We start from the raw sequence: 17,557 nt of genomic DNA on the forward strand, positions 1-17,557 counted from the left end.
AAAATGAAGATAACATTAGCTATAAGCTACTTTGGATCTGGGGGAATGGAAAAAGTCATTGAAAGGCTTGCTAAAATGTTTGTAAAAATAGACTTAGAAGTAGATATTTATATTTTTGGAATAAAAAAAAGTGAAATTAAACGTGTAAAAAAAATATTTTTATTAAATGGTAATAAAGTTAAGATTCATATTTTAAATAATTATAGGCTACCTGAAAAAAAAGCATTTTGGTTGTTCGAAAGAATAATAGGATTTATAGAAAGTTTAAATAATACTAAAAAATATGTTTTTGAAAGTAGGCCAGATTTTATTATTGCTATGGATCCATGGGCTTTAAATGTTTTTATAGTATTTAGATATTTTTTAAAAAAAATAAAAGTGTGGAGTTGGCTGCATTTTACTCTGGATGTTTACAAAAACTCAAAATTTTGGATGACTAACAAATACTTTTTAAAAAAAGCTAACGGTATTTTTGCTATTTGTGAGGCCATAAAAGAACAATTATCTTTAGAGATTCCTGAACAGAAAAATATAGTTGTTACATATAACCCAATTGGTGAACTTGAAGAGAGGTATATTAAACGTTCAAAAGAACCAATATTTGTATATATTGGCAGGTTTGAAAATCATCAAAAAAGGCTTGACTACATGATTGAAACTTTTTCAAAAATAAAAGATCTTCCCTGGCAGCTATTAATGATTGGAGATGGACCAGATTTTAATAATATTAAAAGGCTTGTAAACGAATTGAAATTAAATAACAAAATAAAATTATTAGGTTTTAAAGAGAATCCCTGGGAATACGTTAGTGAGGCTTCTGCATTTATATTAACTTCACGTTATGAAGGTTTACCATTAGTACTTATTGAAAGTTTATGGTACGGTTTACCAGTGATTTCTACCAATTGTCCTACAGGACCAAATGAAATAGTTATTGACGGAGTAAATGGCTGTTTAGTACCAGTAAATGATAAAGAAAAATTAATTGAGATTTTAACTAAAGTAATAAAAAGAGAAATTGCTTTTAAAGAGCCTGAAGAAATTCGAAAAACCGCATTAAAGTTTACGGACGAAGAAGTAATGAAACGTATATTAAAGGCGTTTAAGGTGAGCGAATGAAAAAAATTGGGATTTTTTATGCTGGCTTTAATAAAAAGGGTGGAGGAGTTGTAACCCACTTACAAAATCTCGAAAAAGGATTATCTCAAGCCGGATATAAGGTTGATGTTTGGAGCTTGGATAAATCTCTTTTACTGGGATATTTTGTAGCGGGTATTGAAAAGATTTTTGATAGGATTTTGCCGCCTAGCGGCAAGCTTTTGCGTTATTTTGCAACAAAAATCTTATTTTATTTTCAATTAAAAAAGCATTATTTAAAATATGATTACCAGATATTTGAAGATATTTTTTCATTTCCTCAAACCCCAATGCCCAAAAAGCTCTACTTTTTTCACGGTTACAGGGCAGACTTTTTAGATGATCTAAAGTTTAGGATTAAATTTTTTGAGAAAATGTTATTAAACTATGAAATAAACTGTCTTAAAAAAGTAAAGAACCAAACGGCTTTTGTGTCGCGTGAACATAAAGATTTAATAGCAAAAACTTTTAATTTAAATTTGGATTCAGCGCAAGTTATCGAAAATTCAGCTGACTTATCTTTAATAGAAAGTGTTTTAAAAAATAATTACCAAAAAGAAAACACTATTATAAGTGTGGGGCTGCTAATAAAACGGAAAAACCCTGAGTTTATTTTAGAATTAGCAAAAAAAATTAAAAAAGATGATATTGGTTTTAAATTTAAAATAATAGGTGATGGGCCTGAGTTTGCAAAAATAAAAAATAAAATTGAAGAACATCAACTTAAAGATATTGTAATATTAAAAGGAAAGCTTGGATATAAGGAGACATTAGAAGAACTTGCAAAATCGAAAATTTTTATCTTACCATCATTTAAAGAGTCTTTTTCCTTTGTCTTACTGGAAGCGAAACTATTAGGAAATTACACTATTGCAACTGAAGGTTTAGCGGTACCGGATATATTTGTTGATAAATTTTTACCTCTTGATGTTAATTTTTGGATAGAAGAAATAAAAAATCCTTCAAGCAAAAAGGAAATAAATATAGAAGAAATGAAAAGACGCTTTTCTTTAGAGAGGCAAATCAATCAAATAATTAATTACTTCGAAAAAAATACTTAACTGAGTCCTTTAAAAAAACCTTTAATACTTCCTGAAGACTTTGTTAAGAGACTCGTAAATAAAGCCAAAAGAAAATTACCTATTATTGATAAGGAGTAAAATAAAAAGTCAAAGCTATTTTTCTCTTTAACCTTATAAATTTGTCGTAAATTATACACCTTAGCCGCCATAAGCATTTCCAAATCCGGGCGGGCGGAGGGAGCTTTGTGGTGTATTCCCCAGGCGTTCATTACCCGGTAAAATTTGTATCCTTCTTTGGCTAATTGTATGCTTACGTAGACGTCTTCTCCAAGGGCGTAACCGCTAAAACGCTGCAAATCTTCGTTAAAGTAATAATTTGGTTTTTCAAGTAGTGGTTTTACCGGAAGAAACATACAGCCTCCTGAGAGCCAGCCAATTTCTTTTAATTCATCTTTAATAATCAATTCATATTCATTTAACCAGGTATTACTCCCTGAGGGCAATACCTTTTTTTCAGTGCTTTCATGGGGTAAAAAGAATATTTTTTTAAAGAAATTAAAAAACTTTGAGCTGCCGAGCTTTTGAATTTCAGAACCATAAGAAATAGTTTTAAAATTTAATTCCAGGCATGTTTTGGGTGGAAGGGTTTGTATTTTTTCCAATAAAATTTCAAAAGCATTATCATTTAGCTCAAAATCATCATCTAAAAACAAGGCATAGTCGATATCTTTTAAGTACTTAAAAGCCAAAAGTCTCTGGGTAACCGAACCAAGTTTAGTGGTATGTTCGTAAATTAGGTTTTTAATCAGGGCTTGAAATTTTTCGCAAACCTTTTTGGTTTCATCATTTTTGCTGCCGTCTATAATAATAACTTTGTCCGGTTTTACGGTTTGTTTTAAATAGCTATTAAACAGCCGTTCAATGTCTTTAGGCCTATTTAATGTCGGTACAACCCAGGCGGTTTTAAAATTCATTTTAATCCTCCGTGTAGTGAAAAAATGTACCAAATTTAGTATAATGTTTGTAGTTTAAAACTGTAAAGAGAAAGGGGATTAACTTTGGCAAAATTCCTGGTTACCGGTGGAGCAGGTTTTATTGGATCCCATATAGTGGAAAGGTTGGTACGCGACGGAGCTGAGGTCGTTGTCCTGGATGATTTATCAAGCGGTAACGAAGAAAATCTTACGGAAGTTTTAAATAAAATTACCTTTATTAAAGGGGATGTGCGGGATTTAGATTTATTAAGAAAAATAACCGAGGATGTGGATTATATTTTGCACGAAGCGGCGATGGCGTCGGTGCCGGCTTCTATCGATGATCCTTTAAAATGCCATGAAGTAAACGTTACCGGGACGATTAATGTGCTTTTATCTGCCAAGGAAAACGGAGTTAAACGGGTAGTTTACGCGGCATCTTCGGCAGTATACGGGAATAATGAAACTTTACCGAAAAAAGAGGACATGTATCCGGAGCCGCTTTCACCTTATGCAGTCTCGAAGTATGCCGGAGAGTTATATCTTCAAGTTTTTGCCCGGATTTACGGTATTGAAGCGGTGGGACTTCGGTACTTTAACGTTTACGGCCCAAAGCAGGACCCCAAATCCCAGTACGCAGCGGTGATACCTAAGTTTATCGATGCTTTGTTAAAAGGTATGCCGCCGACAATTTATGGGGATGGTCTGCAGACCAGGGATTTTATTTTTATTGATGATGTGGTGGAAGCAAATATGCTGGCTTTAACGGCCCGGGGGGCTTCTGGGAAGGTATTTAATATTGCCTGCGGAGAGCGGATTAGTTTAAATAGGCTTTACAAAGTGATTAAAGAGATTATCGGTGTGGATATTGAGCCGGTATATGCTGAGGCAAGGGTTGGGGATGTCCGGGATTCCCTGGCGGATATATCTTTGGCCCGGAATATTTTGGGGTTTGAGCCAAAAGTGAGTTTGGAAGAGGGGCTTAAAAAGACGGTTGAGTGGCACAGAAGGAAGTTGGAGGTTGGAAAATAGAGGGTGGATGCTGGAGAATTAGTATGAAGAAGAAAATAAAACTTTTACACTTAATTACCTTAAGTGAAGCGGGAGGGGCTCAGAAAGTTCTCCATTATATTGTTAGTGGCCTAAATCCGGAAGAATACGATATTACCGTGATGGCTGCTCCTGGAGGAGAGTTATTTTCCTGGTTAAAAGATTATCCGTATATAAAACATTGGCCGCTACCGGAGATGGAGCGGGAGATAGTTTTAACAAAGGATTTTAAGCTATTATTGAAATTAATAGGCATTTTTAAAAAGGAAAAGTTTGATATCGTCCACTGCCACAGCACCAAAGCAGGAATAGTAGGACGAATTGCCGCTTTTTTTGCCCGTGTACCGGTCAGGGTTTTTACCGTACACGGTTGGGTTTTTGACTTAAATCAACCGCTGCTTAAATTTCTTTTTTATGTCTGGGCGGAGAGACTGGCAGGCTTGTTTGGCAGCATGATGGTGACAGTATCCCGGGAAGATTACCGGAAAGGGCTTGAATATAAAATTACCCGGAAAGAAAAATTAATCTATATTCCCAATGGCTTGCCGGAAATTATAACAAAAAAGGGAAAGCTTCGAAAAGCACTTGGAATTAGTGATGAAATAAAAATAGTAGGAACTGTACTTCGTCTTGCACCTCCCAAGGACTTAGAGCTCTTCCTTAAAACAGCGGAAATGGTAATCAAAAACTGGGACAGGGTTGTTTTTGTCGTTATAGGTGATGGACCGCAAAAAGAGTGGCTTCGGGAGGAAATATTAAAAAAGGAGCTTTCGGAAAAAATCTTTCTTTTGGGACACCGGGAAGATGTTTACGATTTATTGGGGGATTTTGATGTTTTTACGCTTTTTTCCCGGCACGAAGGCTTACCCGTTTCGATTCTCGAAGCTATGGCGGCGGGATTGCCGGTGGTTGCCAGTAAAGTGGGAGGCATACCGGAGCTTGTTTATGAGGGGGAAAATGGGTTTTTAGTGGACGAGGGAGACCCTGAAAAAGCTTTTAAAGCAATAATTTCCCTTTTACAGGATGGGGAGCTCAGGTTTAAAATGGGAAAAAGGAGTTTTGAAATCTTTAGCGAAAATTATACCGTGGAAAAAATGGTCAGTTCCTATGACTGCCTGTACAAAAAACTTTTAAAAGATACGGAGGCAGTTTTTGATGGATAAAAATACAAAACTAAAACTTTTAACCATTTCTTCCGTTTTAATCGACGCCGTTTTCTTAAACCTCGGCTTTGTAGCGGCTTTTTTGCTGCGGTTTGGTTTTAAGCTTCCTGAAGAAAACTTTATAGCTTATCTTACCGTTTACCCGTGGGTAACTTTAGCGGGGCTTTTACTTTTTAATGTGTATGGCTTATACCAGAGTTATAAACGAAGCCGGGAAGAAGTTATCGCCTCTACCGTTTGGGCGATCGTGCTTTTGCTGCCGGTAGCCATGGGCATGGCGTTCTTCTTCCGGGGTTTTGCCTTTCCGCGGACGGTTTTCGTGGTTGCCCTAATCCTGCAGCTTATAATTTTTATCCCCTGGCGGCTCTGGCTGTGGCGTCTGGAGAAAAAAGTTTTTGGAGCAAGGCGGCTTTTATTAATTGGCGGCCACAAAGAAATCCACTTTACCCGTGATAAAATAAAAGATAACAAGATTGACCTTTTTGAGGTAACGGGAAAGCTGGCAGCTCCGGGATCAATTGAGGAAGTTAAAGAAGCCATCAATAAGTACCGGCCGGAAGTGGTGCTTATTGGTAATAACCTTCCGGACAAGCTTAAAAAAGAAATATTACTTTTAACTTTATCGGAAAATATTCCGGTGTACGTTATCCCCGACTATTATGATATCGTCCTTTCCCAGGCCAAGCTTGAATCGATAGGCGACTTACCGGTTTTTTATTTAGAAGGGCTTTCCTTGCCTGCCGGGATGCAGATGGTCAAAAGGGCGATGGATATATTGCTGGCTTTAATTGCCCTAATTTTGGCAAGCCCGATAATGCTTGTAACTGCCCTTTTAATTAAGCTTGATTCCGAAGGACCGGTATTTTACTTACAGGAAAGGGTAACGGAAAACGGGCGAAAGTTCTACTGTTATAAATTTCGCACCATGGTAAAAGATGCGGAGAAACTCACGGGACCTACTTTGGCTACGGAAAACGACCCCCGGATTACCCGGGTGGGACGTATTTTGCGGGCTACAAGAATTGATGAGCTTCCCCAGCTCATTAACGTTCTTAAGGGGGACATGAGCCTGGTTGGTCCCCGGCCGGAACGCCCTTTCTTTGTCGAAAAATTTACCGGTGAGGTTCCGGAGTACGCCTTACGGCTAAAACTAAAATCCGGTCTAACCGGTCTTGCCCAGGTTGAAGGGAGATACAGTACCTCTTTTGAAGATAAGCTAAAATACGACTTGCTATACGCAAAATCTTATACCCCCTTGAAGGATTTGGAGATTATTTTACACACTTTAAAAGTTATTTTAATTAAGGATAAAGCATCTTGATTGTGAAAGAATTTTTTTATACCTCCAAAATCTGGGAGGTTTTTTTCGTTTTTTAGAGAATATTTTTAATTATTGTAAATAGCTTTTTTGTAGGAGAAAATAAAATAGGAGGAGGGGTATGGGTGGAACCAGAGCGCGCCAAGCGCCGGTTAATCCGGGTGGACTTATCAACAACGGAAGGAAGGCTAAAATTCATACTGGTGGTTTCCGCACTTATAATAATTATAGCTGCTGGCTCGGTAGGAGCTATCGCTGCTACCATGACGCCGGGATTTTGTAAGTCCTGTCACGAAATGTTGCCGGAGTATGTAACCTGGCAGGCCAGCTCCCACAGTCAGCTTGCCTGTACCAAATGTCATATCGAACCCGGGGTTTTGAACCTGTTAAAGGAAAAAGTTGGCGCGATGAAGCAGCTTTACCAGCATGTTACCAAAACCTATGAGCGGCCTATCTTTTTACCTGAAGAAAAGGAGATTAAATCGGAAATTTGCTTCCAGTGTCATTCCAACAACCGGGAATATACCATTGCCGGCGATATCATTGTTCCCCACGATAAACACATTAAACGGCATGTGGACTGCACCAAATGTCACTCGGGGGTAGCCCACGCGAAAATTGCCGAGCGGGGTCTGACCGCTACCGGATCCTATGAGGAGTGGACACCGGAGCGCGGAAAAAAAGAAATGTCGACAAAATATGTAAAGCCGGAAATGGATAACTGTATTGCCTGTCACTTTAGCCGGGGTGTAACTATCCGCTGTGAAAAATGTCATAAGACCATTAAGACGCCCGACAACCACGCGGCTATTAACTGGATTAACATCCATGGAATTAAAGCGCGGGAAGATTTAAAATACTGTGAATCGTGTCATAATTACGGAATGAAAATGGTGGCGCTTAACCTGGATAAAGAGCCGGTGGTGAAGTATGCCCGGGGTAACCAGTTCTGCCGGAGCTGCCATACCAAGAAACCAATTACCCACTCGGAGCCCTGGATGCCGAAACACGGAACTTGGGCCAAGGAGAAGGGATTCCAGAACTGCTTTGTCTGCCACAACAAGAAGCCGGGCGAGTCTAAAGAAGGAGCAGCTCAGACTTTCTGCAATAAGTGCCACTGGTTTGAATAAAAACCTGCCTGCCGTTTATGCGGCAGGTTTTCTTTTTTAAGTTGGATTTTTCGAGGAAAAGTTGTGGTTTATGCCTCCGCTATTTTGGCAAAAATTTCAGGTAAGTTATGGTAAGATAAATCCGAAAAAAATAGCGGGGGGTGTCATATGCCAAAGCAAAAAAAACGGCGGGGGATTTACTGGTGGCTTTTAATAATTATCTTTGTTCTTTTGTTTTTAAATTACCAGCAAAAAATTAAGATAAATGACTTTTTACCGGTGGTTAGCAAAAGTTCAAAACCCCTTACTCCCTTTTTGGTTATCGAATCTTACTACCAGGAAAAGTTAGCCAAACCCTGTGGAGTTTTTATCCGGGGTGCCAAAATTTACGTTACCGATGGAGCCCGAAAAAAGGTTTATGTTTTTGAAACTGACGGCACTCCGGTAGCATGTTTTGGGCAAAAAGGGGAATTTACCTATCCCTGGAGTATATATGTAGACTCTGAGGGGAAAATCTATGTTTCCGATTTAATGGATGGGGTTATCAAGGAGATTGACCCTGAGAGTGGTATAGTACGGGAACTGGGGGCGGAATTTTTAAAAAGTCCTATGGGTATCTGGGTGGAAGGCAACCAAATATATGTGGCCGATGTCAATCAAAAAAGCGTTATCCTTATGGATAAAGAGGGAAGGTACCTGAAAACCATTACAAAAAATGGGGATCTGGTTTCGCCTTCGTATTTACAGGTAGTGGGGGATGAGCTTTTTGTTACCGATGCGGCGGCCAATCGCGTAGTTAACGGAAAAATTGAAGAAAGTTTTACCGGAGTTTTCGGGGATGGCTATTTACTTTGTCCCCGGGGAATTGCTGTTTTCGATAATATGATTGTTGTTGCCAATACCCTCTTAAATCGTATCGATGCCTTTTCTTTAAATGGAAAGTATCTTTGGAGTTTCGGGGAAAAGGGACATGAGCTAAATCAGATGTTTTTACCTACGGGGATTGCCTATGCGGAAGAGCTTTTGGCGGTTGCCGACCAGGGAAATGGTCGGGTGGTGGTTTATAAAATCGAGAAATAAGTCACAAAAAGAAAAAATAACTGGTTTGTGCTTTATTAAACGGTTTTTTACAGGCCCAATGTGGATGGCAGGCTTTGACAAATTGTTTTTCTTAACTATAATGAGTACTGAATAATAGAGAAAAGAGGCGAGGAGATATGGCGAAAAAGTTTATAAAAATAATTAAAACGTTATTACTCTTTTTTTACGATTTGAGTATATTGTTAGTTGCTGTAGTCTTACTTCTTTATCCAAAACTTATAAATAAACCGGAAATATTACTGGTAATAATATTTTTTGTCTTTTCTGCACCGTTCATAGCTTTTGACCGTTTCTGGCTTCCAGGGGATAGTAAATAAGTTATCGTAAAAGGTTTACACCCCCTCCAGTCGGGAAAAACTTAGGCTGGAGGGGTTTTTATTTATGGCAAGAAGAATTTTTCTTACGATATTTTTTTTAATTGCCGGAATAGTGGTGGGACAGGCTAATTGGCAAAACTTTTTTCCCGCAAAGACTAAAGTACGGGAAAAAACCTATTATACAGCCTTTTCAGCACCAAATCCGGTTAAAATTCACGACGCTTTTACCAAAAATACCGATGCCTGTGCTTCCTGCCACTCGCCCCACACTGCCCGGGGGGCTAAGCTTCTTTTAGAAAAAACCGTTTTTCTTACCTGCGGTCACTGTCACGATGGCTCTTTGGGGGAAATCGCTCCCGATGTAATTCACGGACGGGTAGGTATTACTCAAATTTCTGCCGGGGGATTATTCACCGATTTTCCGCAAAATGCAGAAAAAAGCTTATCAACCCACGATCCGGAAGGGACGGTACTAATTACCGCTGCGCCCGGTAATAATTTTAACTTTAGTCCCGATGTTGAAGAAATACCGGCAATGACCTGTGCCTCCTGCCATAACCCTCACCTTCGCGGAGAGAATTTTCGCCTGTTGTCCGAAGACCCGGGAAAAGTAAAGCTTTTATCCAGTGTTGGGCGGTCAGTGCCCTTGGAAAAACTCAAAAAAATATCGGAAAATGAGTACCGGTTTTCAAAGCCGGCCATCAGCTACTATCCTTACAGCCTTTATCTTTTTGTGACGGAGGATGATGAGGTGCCGGGAGTTACGGCTAAAATCACTAAAATCGGTATTAGGGCAACGGTGTATGGAGGAAAGGAACTTTCCCGGGATGATTATTTTCTTGATTTAAAAAATTCGGTGGTTAAAGTTTACCGGTCCTTTGAGCGGGATTTATATATCTTTTACTTTCCGGCGTTAAGGATAGCGGGAGAGACCGACTCAGAAGGTTTTACGGTATATCTAAAGGGCTTTAACGAATTCTGCAGCACCTGTCATGCCAAATACTTTATTAAAGCAAAATATACCGATGGCATTACTCCCGGGCATTTAGTAGGGTATGAATTTAATGATGTAAAGCCAAAGGGCCTTGTTTTTGGCAAATTACCTTCCGGTGAAGATAAAGAGGTCCTTTGTCTTACCTGCCACGTGGCCCACGGGGTAAATGATGAGTGGTGGCAGGAGTGGGTGGAAAAATCCGGCTGGGGGAGCCGGGAGGAAGTTGGTTCTCCCGGCGAGTTAGCAGGACGCTCAGCGTTAAAAAGGCTTCCCAACATGGCAAGTTGCGAAGCGTGCCATAAGTTTTAGTGGTATCAACCGCATCAAAAAAGCGCGCAAGAATACCCTTAGGGAAAATCAATCATGTACCGGATGGATTACCAGTCCCGATAAAGGTTTGGGGTAAAAGTAGGTGGATTTTTGCGGCATTTTATTGCCTGATAAAGCTACATTGGCTACATCTTCGGCGGTGGGTGCCGGTACTAAAAAGGAATAGGGTGCCTTACCTTCTACAACTTCCGTGAGGCAGTCCTGGGCGTTTCGGGTGTATTTTAAATATTCACCGGATAGGGTTTCTTTTTCTCCGATGCCTGCGGGTTTTAAGATTAGTTCGTGGAGCACGGTAACCGGCAGGCGAGCAATAACTTCCGGCAGTTCCGGTAAAACTCTGGCCGGGTCGTTTTCCTTTAAATAAAGAAGATAAGCTTTATCTTTTAAGCACATACCAAAAACGTACCGTTCCTTTAACGTTGCAAAACGGTTTAAAATTTCTTTTAATGGTACTTCGACGATAGTGAAATAGGCTAAGATTTTTTCCAGTATTTCGACCGGAGAACTTTGAGCTTTTAGGACTATCCGGTGGGTTGGCAGGACCAACAATCCGGGATCGGCAAAGGGGATTAACTGCATTAAAACCCGGTAAGCATTAACACCTTTTTTCTCCATTTCCCGGGCATAGGTAAGGGCGGTGTCGTAACGGTGATGGCCATCGGCAATAAAAAGCTTTTGGTCTTTAAAGTAGTTTTGGACTTTTAAAAGGGCTTCCGGGTCAACGACTTTATAAAACTTATTTACTCTTCCGCCTTCATCGGTGAGTTCAAACATTAAACTTGCTTTTTCCTTTAAAATATTAAAGGCCTGGTTTTGGCTGTCATCATATAAAGCCATGATGGGGCTGGTGTTAACCCGAGTTTCCCGGAGAAGATTTAAGCGGTCTTCTTTGGCTTTGGGCAGGGTATTTTCGTGGGGTAAAATTACTCCTTTTTCGTAAGGTTCTACCTGGACGGACGCAAAAATGCTTTTTCTTACGTAAGATTGTCCTTCCCAGGAAAATATTTCTTCTAAAAGATATAAGGCTGGAGTTTCTTCCCGAACCAGGATACCCTCGGAAAGCCAATTGTTTAAATAGCTTTTGGCCCGGGTATAACGGTTATTTTCGGGAGTATCATCGGGAAAGGTTTTTCCCAGTTCCAGGCGAATAAAGTTATATTCGTGGTCGTTATAATATTTTTCCTGCTCCTCCGGGGAAATAATGTCGTATGGAGGAGTTACCAGATAAGGTAATTGGGAAAAAAGCTCGGGATTATAATAAATCCCCCGAAAAGAAAAAATACCGGCCATTGCTCCGTCCCCCCAAAAAAATAAAATAATTAGCTTATAGTTTACACTACTCTTCTTTTTTCGTCCAGCGGTTCAGGTCTCTTTTGTAATATTTATCCATCGTAGCCCTAAAAATTTCGGAAAGATCGTATCCCAGGGAATTGGCAAAGCAGGCAATGATAAATAAAATATCCCCTAACTCTTCTTCAATAGAACCGGAGAGCTCTTCCGGTTTTTTCTTTTTTTCGCCAAACCGGTGGTTAACTTCCCGGGCCAGCTCTCCGACTTCTTCGGCAAGTCTTACCACCAAACTCATGGGCGGAAAATAGCCTTCTTTAAACTGGCTAACCCACTTGTCAGTTAATTCCTGTACTTCTTTTAAATCCATGTTTGCCTCCTAAAATTCATAAGGTTTAACGATTATCTTTTTAATTTTGGTATCAAAAAGCTTATGGGAATGAGCAGGCCTTATTACCACTGCGGTGTCGGCACCTTCGCCGGTCCCGGCAATGGCGATAACATCTTCGCCATAAGGAATTAGTCCGGCATCTAAGGCCATGATCGCAATTTCCGTTGCTACCTTTACCCCCTGGCCCAGGAGGCGTAAGGATTGGGCGACAATTTCGGCCGGATAAATTCCCTGAAACTTAAACCTGAAGGCCCGGTCAATGCCGGCAAAAAGGTGGGTGGTAGTTAGAACTTTAAAGCCTTCGGCCAGAAGCTTTTGCCGGTTTTCCGGAGATAGTTCATCAACTCCCGGGCCGGCAAAGCCTACGTGGTGGGTAACGGCTACCAGGTTAAATTCCCCGGGGTCGCAATATTTTAAAAGTTTAAAGGCAGTAGCGCCGCTGCAGGTAGCAACTACAATGTTATGAATGTTTTGTTCCCGGGCTTCCCGGGCTGCAAGTTCTAAAACCAGGTCGGTATTGTGAGGTCCGGCGGATAATTTCACTTTAATCACTCCTTCTTTTTTTTTCTAAGGTTTATTTTGACATAATTTTTTTATTTCAACAATATTATTGGAAAAAAGCGGTTACAGGAGGGGTATGGCTTGGTCTTTTTGGTAAACAGGAAAATTTTATATATAGCGGTTACGTTAATTATCTTTATTTTAGGAATAAAGGTTTATTTAGCTAATGATAATTATCCGGATTTAATAAAAAAGGCTGTTTTGGAGATGGAAAATCTTTCTTCCTACCGGTATACTTCCGAAGTGCGTATCATGGAAGGGGAAAAGGTGGAGTATTTAAGCCGGGTTGAAGGAGTTAAAACCCGGGAGGGGACCTGGGTTAAAGGGGAAATTTTAGAAACGCCGGTGGAGATTCTGTGTATTGATAATAACACTTATTTTCGCGATACCCAAACCGGGAGGTGGTTAACTTTTCCGGGAATCGAACTGGAGAAAGCGGAAGCGCTGGTTAATGAATTAAATCCTTTAAGGGTTTTGGCGTTTAACCGGGTGGAAAATGTCCGGTTTCGGGGTACCGAAAAAATAGACGGGGAAAAATGCCTTGTTCTGGAAGGGCGGCCGGATTACCAGCATCCTATTTTAAAACATCTGTATTACGATTATGAGGGAAAATTTTATCTGACCAAAAAAGATAAAAAATTAAAAAGGGTAGTGCTAAGAGCTAAAAGTCGCTTTAACAGAACGGTAATTTTGGCGGTGAGGATAACCTTGAGAGAAGGTAGAGCAGATGTGAAATTACCTACCCCCGGCTAACCTTGTAAAGAGTTTTTACAAGTTATTCCTTGACATTTGTAAATTATTTTTGGTATAATTTCCGCATCAAACTTTAGAAATAACAAAAAATCAGCGGGAGGTATTACTTTGCACCAGGATGTTGCGGAGATTTTAATATCAGAAGAGGAAATACGGGCTAAAGTTAAAGAACTCGGGCAGCAAATTTCCCGGGATTACGCCGGGCAGGATTTGCTATTGGTTGGAATTTTACGCGGAGCAATGCTTTTTATGTCCGATTTAATGCGGGAAATTGATATTCCGGTGAACATCGATTTTATGGTGGTCTCCAGTTACGGTTCCGGTACCACCACCAGCGGTGAAGTGCGGGTATTAAAGGACCTGGACCGCGGGATTGAAGGAAGAAACGTGCTGTTAATTGAAGATATTGTTGATACCGGTCTTACGCTAAATTACCTCACCAAGTACCTCGCCAACCGCCATCCGAAATCCCTTAAAGTCTGTACTTTATTAAACAAGCCGAGCCGTCGGCGGGTAGAAGTAAAGGTGGATTATAACGGTTTTATCATTCCCGATAAATTTGTAGTAGGTTACGGCCTGGATTACAACGAATATTACCGTAATCTTCCCTATATCGGCGTCCTAAAGCCGGAAATTTACCAGGAATAATTTTTTAAGGTTTTAAGGAGGTAAACATGGCGTCCAAAGTAATAGTTTTGGATTTTGGCGGACAATACAGTCAGTTAATTGCCCGGCGCATCCGGGAGCTAAAAATATACTGTGAAATGTTACCGTATAATACCCCCCTGGAAAAAATCGTCCAAGAAAACCCAGGGGGGATTGTGTTTTCCGGAGGCCCTTCGTCGGTTTACGGGGAAGGGGCACCAACGGTAGATCCGGAAATATACCGTTTAAATATTCCCATCCTGGGTATCTGTTACGGAATGCAGCTCATGGCCCAGCAGCTCGGGGGCATTGTGCGGCCTGCGGAAGGCAGGGAATACGGCAAAACTCCTCTTTTTATCGTAAATCGGGACAGGCTTTTTGCCGGTCTTAATGAGACCGAAATTTGCTGGATGAGCCACGGGGATTTTGTGGCAAAAGCTCCTGACGGCTTTTTGGTAACGGCTAAAACCGAGTATACACCTATTGCGGCTATGGAAAACCGGGAAAGAAATCTTTATGCGGTGCAGTTTCATCCGGAAGTGGTTCATACCCCTAAAGGAAAGGAAATTCTTAAAAATTTCCTCTACAAGATTTGCGGGTTAACACCCGACTGGACGATGGAATCTTTTGCCCAGAGGGCAATCCGGGAAATAAAGGAACAGGTGGGGAATGAGAAGGTCGTCTGTGCCCTTTCCGGCGGGGTTGACAGCTCCGTGGCAGCGGTTCTGGTACATAAAGCCATCGGAGATAATTTAACCTGTATTTTTGTGGACCATGGCTTACTGCGCAAAGGCGAAGCGGAAGAAGTAGTCCGCACCTTTAAAGAGCAGTTTCAAATGAACTTAGTTTTTGTGGATGCCAGGGAGCGGTTTTTAGCTAAATTAAAAGGTGTTCGGGACCCCGAGCAGAAAAGGAAAATAATCGGCCATGAATTTATTCGGGTTTTTGAAGAAGAAGCGGCCAAACTCGGAGATATCCGTTTTCTTGTCCAGGGAACTTTATATCCGGATGTGGTGGAAAGCGGTACCGCCACCGCCGCTACCATTAAATCCCACCACAATGTGGGTGGTTTGCCGGAAGATATGAAGTTTCAGCTTATCGAGCCTTTAAGGTGGCTATTTAAAGATGAAGTCCGGGAATTAGGCCTTGAGCTTGGGCTTCCGGAAAGTATAGTCTGGCGCCATCCCTTTCCAGGACCGGGACTTGCGGTCCGGGTGTTAGGGGAGATAACCGAAGAGAAACTTGCCATACTCCGGGAGGCAGATTACATTTTTATAGATGAATTAAAGAAATCCGGCTGGTACCGGAAAACCTGGCAGGCCTTTGCGGTGCTGCCGAATCTCCAGTCCGTGGGGGTTATGGGGGACGAAAGGACCTATGCCTATACCATAGCCTTGCGAGCGGTGACCAGCGAAGATGGCATGACTGCCGACTGGGTCCGGTTGCCTTATGAGTTGCTGGAAAAAATCTCTGCCCGCATTGTAGGTGAAGTTAAAGGAGTAAACCGGGTAGTGTACGATATTACCAGCAAACCCCCTGCTACTATCGAATGGGAGTAGTAGGGGTTTAATTTTTCATAATTTTACAGGAGGTGTTTACAATGCACAAAGTTGCGGTGGTTATGGGGAGCGACTCCGACTGGGAGGTTGTAAAGAAGGCGGTGGAGGTTTTAAAAGAGTTTGGGGTGGAGTACGAAGTTAAGGTGGCCTCGGCCCACCGTACCCCCGACAAAGCCCTTAACTTTGCCCGGACGGCCCGGGAAAAAGGTTTTGGCGTTATAATTGCCGCGGCGGGGATGGCAGCCCATTTGCCGGGAGTGCTGGCGGCGGTGACCACGTTACCGGTGATAGGTTTACCGATTAAAGCTTCCATCGAGGGAATTGACAGCTTACTATCCATTGCCCAGATGCCACCCGGCGTTCCGGTGGCAACGGTTGGGATAAATGCGGCTAAAAATGCCGGGCTTTTGGCGGTGCAAATTCTAAGCTTAAATGATCAAGACCTTGCGGGGAAACTTCAAGCTTATAAAGAAAAACTTGCCCGGGAAGTGGAAGAAAAGGAGCAAAAATTATTAGAAAAAATGGAGTAAATTTTGGAGGTGTTTTGATGATTGCCCGTTATACTTTACCGGAAATGAAAAAACTCTGGTCGGAGGAAACCAAGTACCGGAACTGGCTCAAGGTTGAAATTGCGGTAGCGGAAGCGATGGGAGAGCTTGGGTTGATTCCTCTTGAGGCGGCTAAAGTTATCAAAGAAAAGGCCAACTTTGATGTAGACCGGATCCTGGAAATTGAAAAAACCGTGAAACACGATGTAATTGCTTTTCTAACCAATGTGGCGGAGTACGTAGGAGAGGAAAGTAAGTACATTCATAAAGGTTTAACCTCTTCCGATGTTCTGGATACCGCTTTGGCCCTGCAGTTAAAAGAGGCGGGAGAGCTATTACTTAAAAAGCTTGAAGGAATTTATCAGCGTTTGCTCGAGCTTGGGAATAAGCACCGCTATACGGTGATGATCGGCCGGACCCACGGGGTTCATGCCGAACCGATTACCTTTGGCTTGAAAATGCTTTTATGGGCTGCAGAGATTGAAAGAGATATAGAACGGCTTAAAACGGCAATTAAAACGGTAAGCGTGGGCAAGATTTCGGGAGCGGTGGGGACCTATGCCAATGTGCCACCGGAAGTGGAAAAACGGGTTTGTGAAAAATTGGGTTTAACTCCCGAAAAAGTTTCCACCCAGATTGTCCAGAGGGACCGGCATGCCGAGTTTGTCTTAACCCTGGCTTTAATTGCTACCACTTTTGATAAATTTGCCACCGAAATCCGAACACTACAGCGGACCGAAATCTTGGAGCTGGAAGAGCCGTTTACCGAAGGGCAAAAAGGTTCTTCGGCAATGCCCCATAAAAGAAATCCGGTATTGTGCGAGCGGATTTCCGGGCTGGCCCGGGTGGTGAGAAGTTATGTGGTGGCAGCGCTGGAAAATGTCGTCCTCTGGCAGGAGAGGGATATCAGCCACTCTTCGGCGGAGCGGATGATTTTACCCGATGCAACTTCTACCCTTTACTACATGATGCACGTTTTTAGCGAAGTTATCGATAACTTAAATATCTATCCGGAACGGATGGAAAAGAATTTAAACCTTACCGGCGGCTTAATCTTTTCCCAGAGGGTGCTTTTGGCTTTGGTGGAAAAAGGAATCTTACGGGAAACCGCTTATAAAATTGTGCAGCGTAATGCGATGACCGCCTGGAAAACGGGCAAAAGCTTTAAGGAGCTGTTACTTTCCGATGAAGAGTTAACCAAATTGTTAAAACCCGAAGAGATTGCCGAATTATTTGATTATAATTACCACTTAAAATATGTGGATGAAATCTTTAAAAGATTTGGTTTATAGGGGGAG

18 protein-coding genes are annotated in these 17,557 nt (G+C 41.5%); 14 read left to right on the forward strand and 4 right to left on the reverse strand.

Annotation, left to right across the window (positions count from 1 at the left end; genetic code table 11):
• The first annotated feature begins 3 nt into the window (after positions 1–3).
• Positions 4–1,119: a glycosyltransferase gene (locus ciss_RS11250; protein WP_077177578.1), complete on the forward strand. Its 1,116-nt coding sequence runs from the start codon at positions 4–6 to the stop codon at positions 1,117–1,119.
• Complete coding sequence (locus ciss_RS11255) at positions 1,116–2,198, forward strand: glycosyltransferase family 4 protein (protein ID WP_075866381.1); 1,083 nt, start codon at positions 1,116–1,118, stop codon at positions 2,196–2,198. Before ciss_RS11250 ends, ciss_RS11255 begins: the two co-directional genes overlap by 4 nt.
• Here ciss_RS11255 and ciss_RS11260 read toward each other — a convergent pair.
• Positions 2,195–3,133 (reverse strand): glycosyltransferase family 2 protein, encoded by a 939-nt coding sequence (locus ciss_RS11260; protein ID WP_075866382.1) that lies wholly within the window; start codon positions 3,131–3,133, stop codon positions 2,195–2,197. The genes ciss_RS11255 and ciss_RS11260 overlap by 4 nt on opposite strands.
• An 84-nt stretch (positions 3,134–3,217) precedes the next feature.
• Between ciss_RS11260 and ciss_RS11265 the strand changes: the two genes are divergently transcribed.
• From ciss_RS11265 to ciss_RS11295, 7 genes are all read left to right on the forward strand, one after another.
• On the forward strand, positions 3,218–4,165 hold the full coding sequence (locus ciss_RS11265) for an SDR family oxidoreductase (protein WP_075866383.1): 948 nt from the start codon (positions 3,218–3,220) through the stop codon (positions 4,163–4,165).
• A 23-nt stretch (positions 4,166–4,188) separates the two neighbouring features.
• Positions 4,189–5,346, forward strand: a complete 1,158-nt coding sequence (locus ciss_RS11270) for a glycosyltransferase family 4 protein (protein ID WP_075866385.1) — start codon at positions 4,189–4,191, stop codon at positions 5,344–5,346.
• Positions 5,339–6,667 (forward strand): sugar transferase, encoded by a 1,329-nt coding sequence (locus ciss_RS11275; protein WP_075866387.1) that lies wholly within the window; start codon positions 5,339–5,341, stop codon positions 6,665–6,667. Before ciss_RS11270 ends, ciss_RS11275 begins: the two co-directional genes overlap by 8 nt.
• A gap of 122 nt (positions 6,668–6,789) precedes the next feature.
• Positions 6,790–7,794: a NapC/NirT family cytochrome c gene (locus ciss_RS11280; RefSeq protein ID WP_075866388.1), complete on the forward strand. Its 1,005-nt coding sequence runs from the start codon at positions 6,790–6,792 to the stop codon at positions 7,792–7,794.
• A 147-nt stretch (positions 7,795–7,941) separates the two neighbouring features.
• Positions 7,942–8,853 carry an NHL repeat-containing protein gene (locus ciss_RS11285; RefSeq protein WP_075866390.1) on the forward strand — a complete coding sequence of 304 codons (912 nt, stop codon included), beginning with the start codon at positions 7,942–7,944 and terminating at the stop codon, positions 8,851–8,853.
• A 137-nt stretch (positions 8,854–8,990) separates the two neighbouring features.
• Positions 8,991–9,191, forward strand: a complete 201-nt coding sequence (locus ciss_RS11290) for a hypothetical protein (protein ID WP_075866391.1) — start codon at positions 8,991–8,993, stop codon at positions 9,189–9,191.
• A gap of 64 nt (positions 9,192–9,255) precedes the next feature.
• Positions 9,256–10,494, forward strand: a complete 1,239-nt coding sequence (locus ciss_RS11295; RefSeq protein ID WP_075866392.1) for a cytochrome c3 family protein — start codon at positions 9,256–9,258, stop codon at positions 10,492–10,494.
• A 48-nt stretch (positions 10,495–10,542) separates the two neighbouring features.
• On the opposite strand, the gene ciss_RS11300 is transcribed toward ciss_RS11295, so the two are convergent.
• Genes ciss_RS11300 through ciss_RS11310 form a run of 3 tightly spaced genes read right to left on the reverse strand, consistent with a single transcriptional unit; the run spans position 10,543 to position 12,736 of the window.
• On the reverse strand, positions 10,543–11,805 hold the full coding sequence (locus tag ciss_RS11300; RefSeq protein WP_075866393.1) for a DUF1015 domain-containing protein: 1,263 nt from the start codon (positions 11,803–11,805) through the stop codon (positions 10,543–10,545).
• Positions 11,806–11,851: 46 nt separating this feature from the next.
• Positions 11,852–12,172 (reverse strand): nucleotide pyrophosphohydrolase, encoded by a 321-nt coding sequence (locus ciss_RS11305; protein WP_075866394.1) that lies wholly within the window; start codon positions 12,170–12,172, stop codon positions 11,852–11,854.
• A 9-nt stretch (positions 12,173–12,181) separates the two neighbouring features.
• Entirely contained in the window at positions 12,182–12,736 is a 555-nt protein-coding gene (locus ciss_RS11310) for a pyruvate kinase alpha/beta domain-containing protein (protein WP_235837300.1), read from the reverse strand.
• 99 nt (positions 12,737–12,835) lie between these two features.
• Between ciss_RS11310 and ciss_RS11315 the strand changes: the two genes are divergently transcribed.
• The 5 genes from ciss_RS11315 to purB all read left to right on the forward strand — a co-directional run bounded on the left by ciss_RS11315 (position 12,836) and on the right by purB (position 17,551).
• A complete protein-coding gene (locus tag ciss_RS11315; RefSeq protein WP_075866395.1) occupies positions 12,836–13,507 on the forward strand; it encodes a hypothetical protein in 672 nt (223 codons plus the stop codon).
• Between the two features lie 108 nt (positions 13,508–13,615).
• Complete coding sequence (gene hpt / locus ciss_RS11320) at positions 13,616–14,155, forward strand: hypoxanthine phosphoribosyltransferase (RefSeq protein WP_075866396.1); 540 nt, start codon at positions 13,616–13,618, stop codon at positions 14,153–14,155.
• A gap of 26 nt (positions 14,156–14,181) precedes the next feature.
• On the forward strand, positions 14,182–15,711 hold the full coding sequence (guaA, locus tag ciss_RS11325; protein ID WP_075866397.1) for a glutamine-hydrolyzing GMP synthase: 1,530 nt from the start codon (positions 14,182–14,184) through the stop codon (positions 15,709–15,711).
• Positions 15,712–15,752: 41 nt separating this feature from the next.
• Positions 15,753–16,241: a 5-(carboxyamino)imidazole ribonucleotide mutase gene (gene purE / locus ciss_RS11330; RefSeq protein WP_075866399.1), complete on the forward strand. Its 489-nt coding sequence runs from the start codon at positions 15,753–15,755 to the stop codon at positions 16,239–16,241.
• A gap of 17 nt (positions 16,242–16,258) precedes the next feature.
• Positions 16,259–17,551: an adenylosuccinate lyase gene (gene purB / locus ciss_RS11335; protein ID WP_075866401.1), complete on the forward strand. Its 1,293-nt coding sequence runs from the start codon at positions 16,259–16,261 to the stop codon at positions 17,549–17,551.
• Positions 17,552–17,557: the final 6 nt, after the last annotated feature.

This window comes from Carboxydothermus islandicus (assembly GCF_001950325.1).
Lineage (GTDB): Bacteria > Bacillota > Z-2901 > Carboxydothermales > Carboxydothermaceae > Carboxydothermus > Carboxydothermus islandicus.

Coding starts and splice junctions, on each gene's coding strand:
- ciss_RS11275 (WP_075866387.1), top strand. CDS start 5,339: ATGGATAAAAATACAAAACTAAAACTTTTAACCATTTCTTCCGTTTTA.
- ciss_RS11295 (WP_075866392.1), top strand. CDS start 9,256: ATGGCAAGAAGAATTTTTCTTACGATATTTTTTTTAATTGCCGGAATA.
- guaA (WP_075866397.1), top strand. CDS start 14,182: ATGGCGTCCAAAGTAATAGTTTTGGATTTTGGCGGACAATACAGTCAG.
- ciss_RS11250 (WP_077177578.1), top strand. CDS start 4: ATGAAGATAACATTAGCTATAAGCTACTTTGGATCTGGGGGAATGGAA.
- purB (WP_075866401.1), top strand. CDS start 16,259: ATGATTGCCCGTTATACTTTACCGGAAATGAAAAAACTCTGGTCGGAG.
- ciss_RS11300 (WP_075866393.1), bottom strand. CDS start 11,805: ATGGCCGGTATTTTTTCTTTTCGGGGGATTTATTATAATCCCGAGCTT.
- ciss_RS11260 (WP_075866382.1), bottom strand. CDS start 3,133: ATGAATTTTAAAACCGCCTGGGTTGTACCGACATTAAATAGGCCTAAA.
- ciss_RS11255 (WP_075866381.1), top strand. CDS start 1,116: ATGAAAAAAATTGGGATTTTTTATGCTGGCTTTAATAAAAAGGGTGGA.
- ciss_RS11290 (WP_075866391.1), top strand. CDS start 8,991: ATGGCGAAAAAGTTTATAAAAATAATTAAAACGTTATTACTCTTTTTT.
- ciss_RS11270 (WP_075866385.1), top strand. CDS start 4,189: ATGAAGAAGAAAATAAAACTTTTACACTTAATTACCTTAAGTGAAGCG.
- purE (WP_075866399.1), top strand. CDS start 15,753: ATGCACAAAGTTGCGGTGGTTATGGGGAGCGACTCCGACTGGGAGGTT.
- ciss_RS11305 (WP_075866394.1), bottom strand. CDS start 12,172: ATGGATTTAAAAGAAGTACAGGAATTAACTGACAAGTGGGTTAGCCAG.
- ciss_RS11285 (WP_075866390.1), top strand. CDS start 7,942: ATGCCAAAGCAAAAAAAACGGCGGGGGATTTACTGGTGGCTTTTAATA.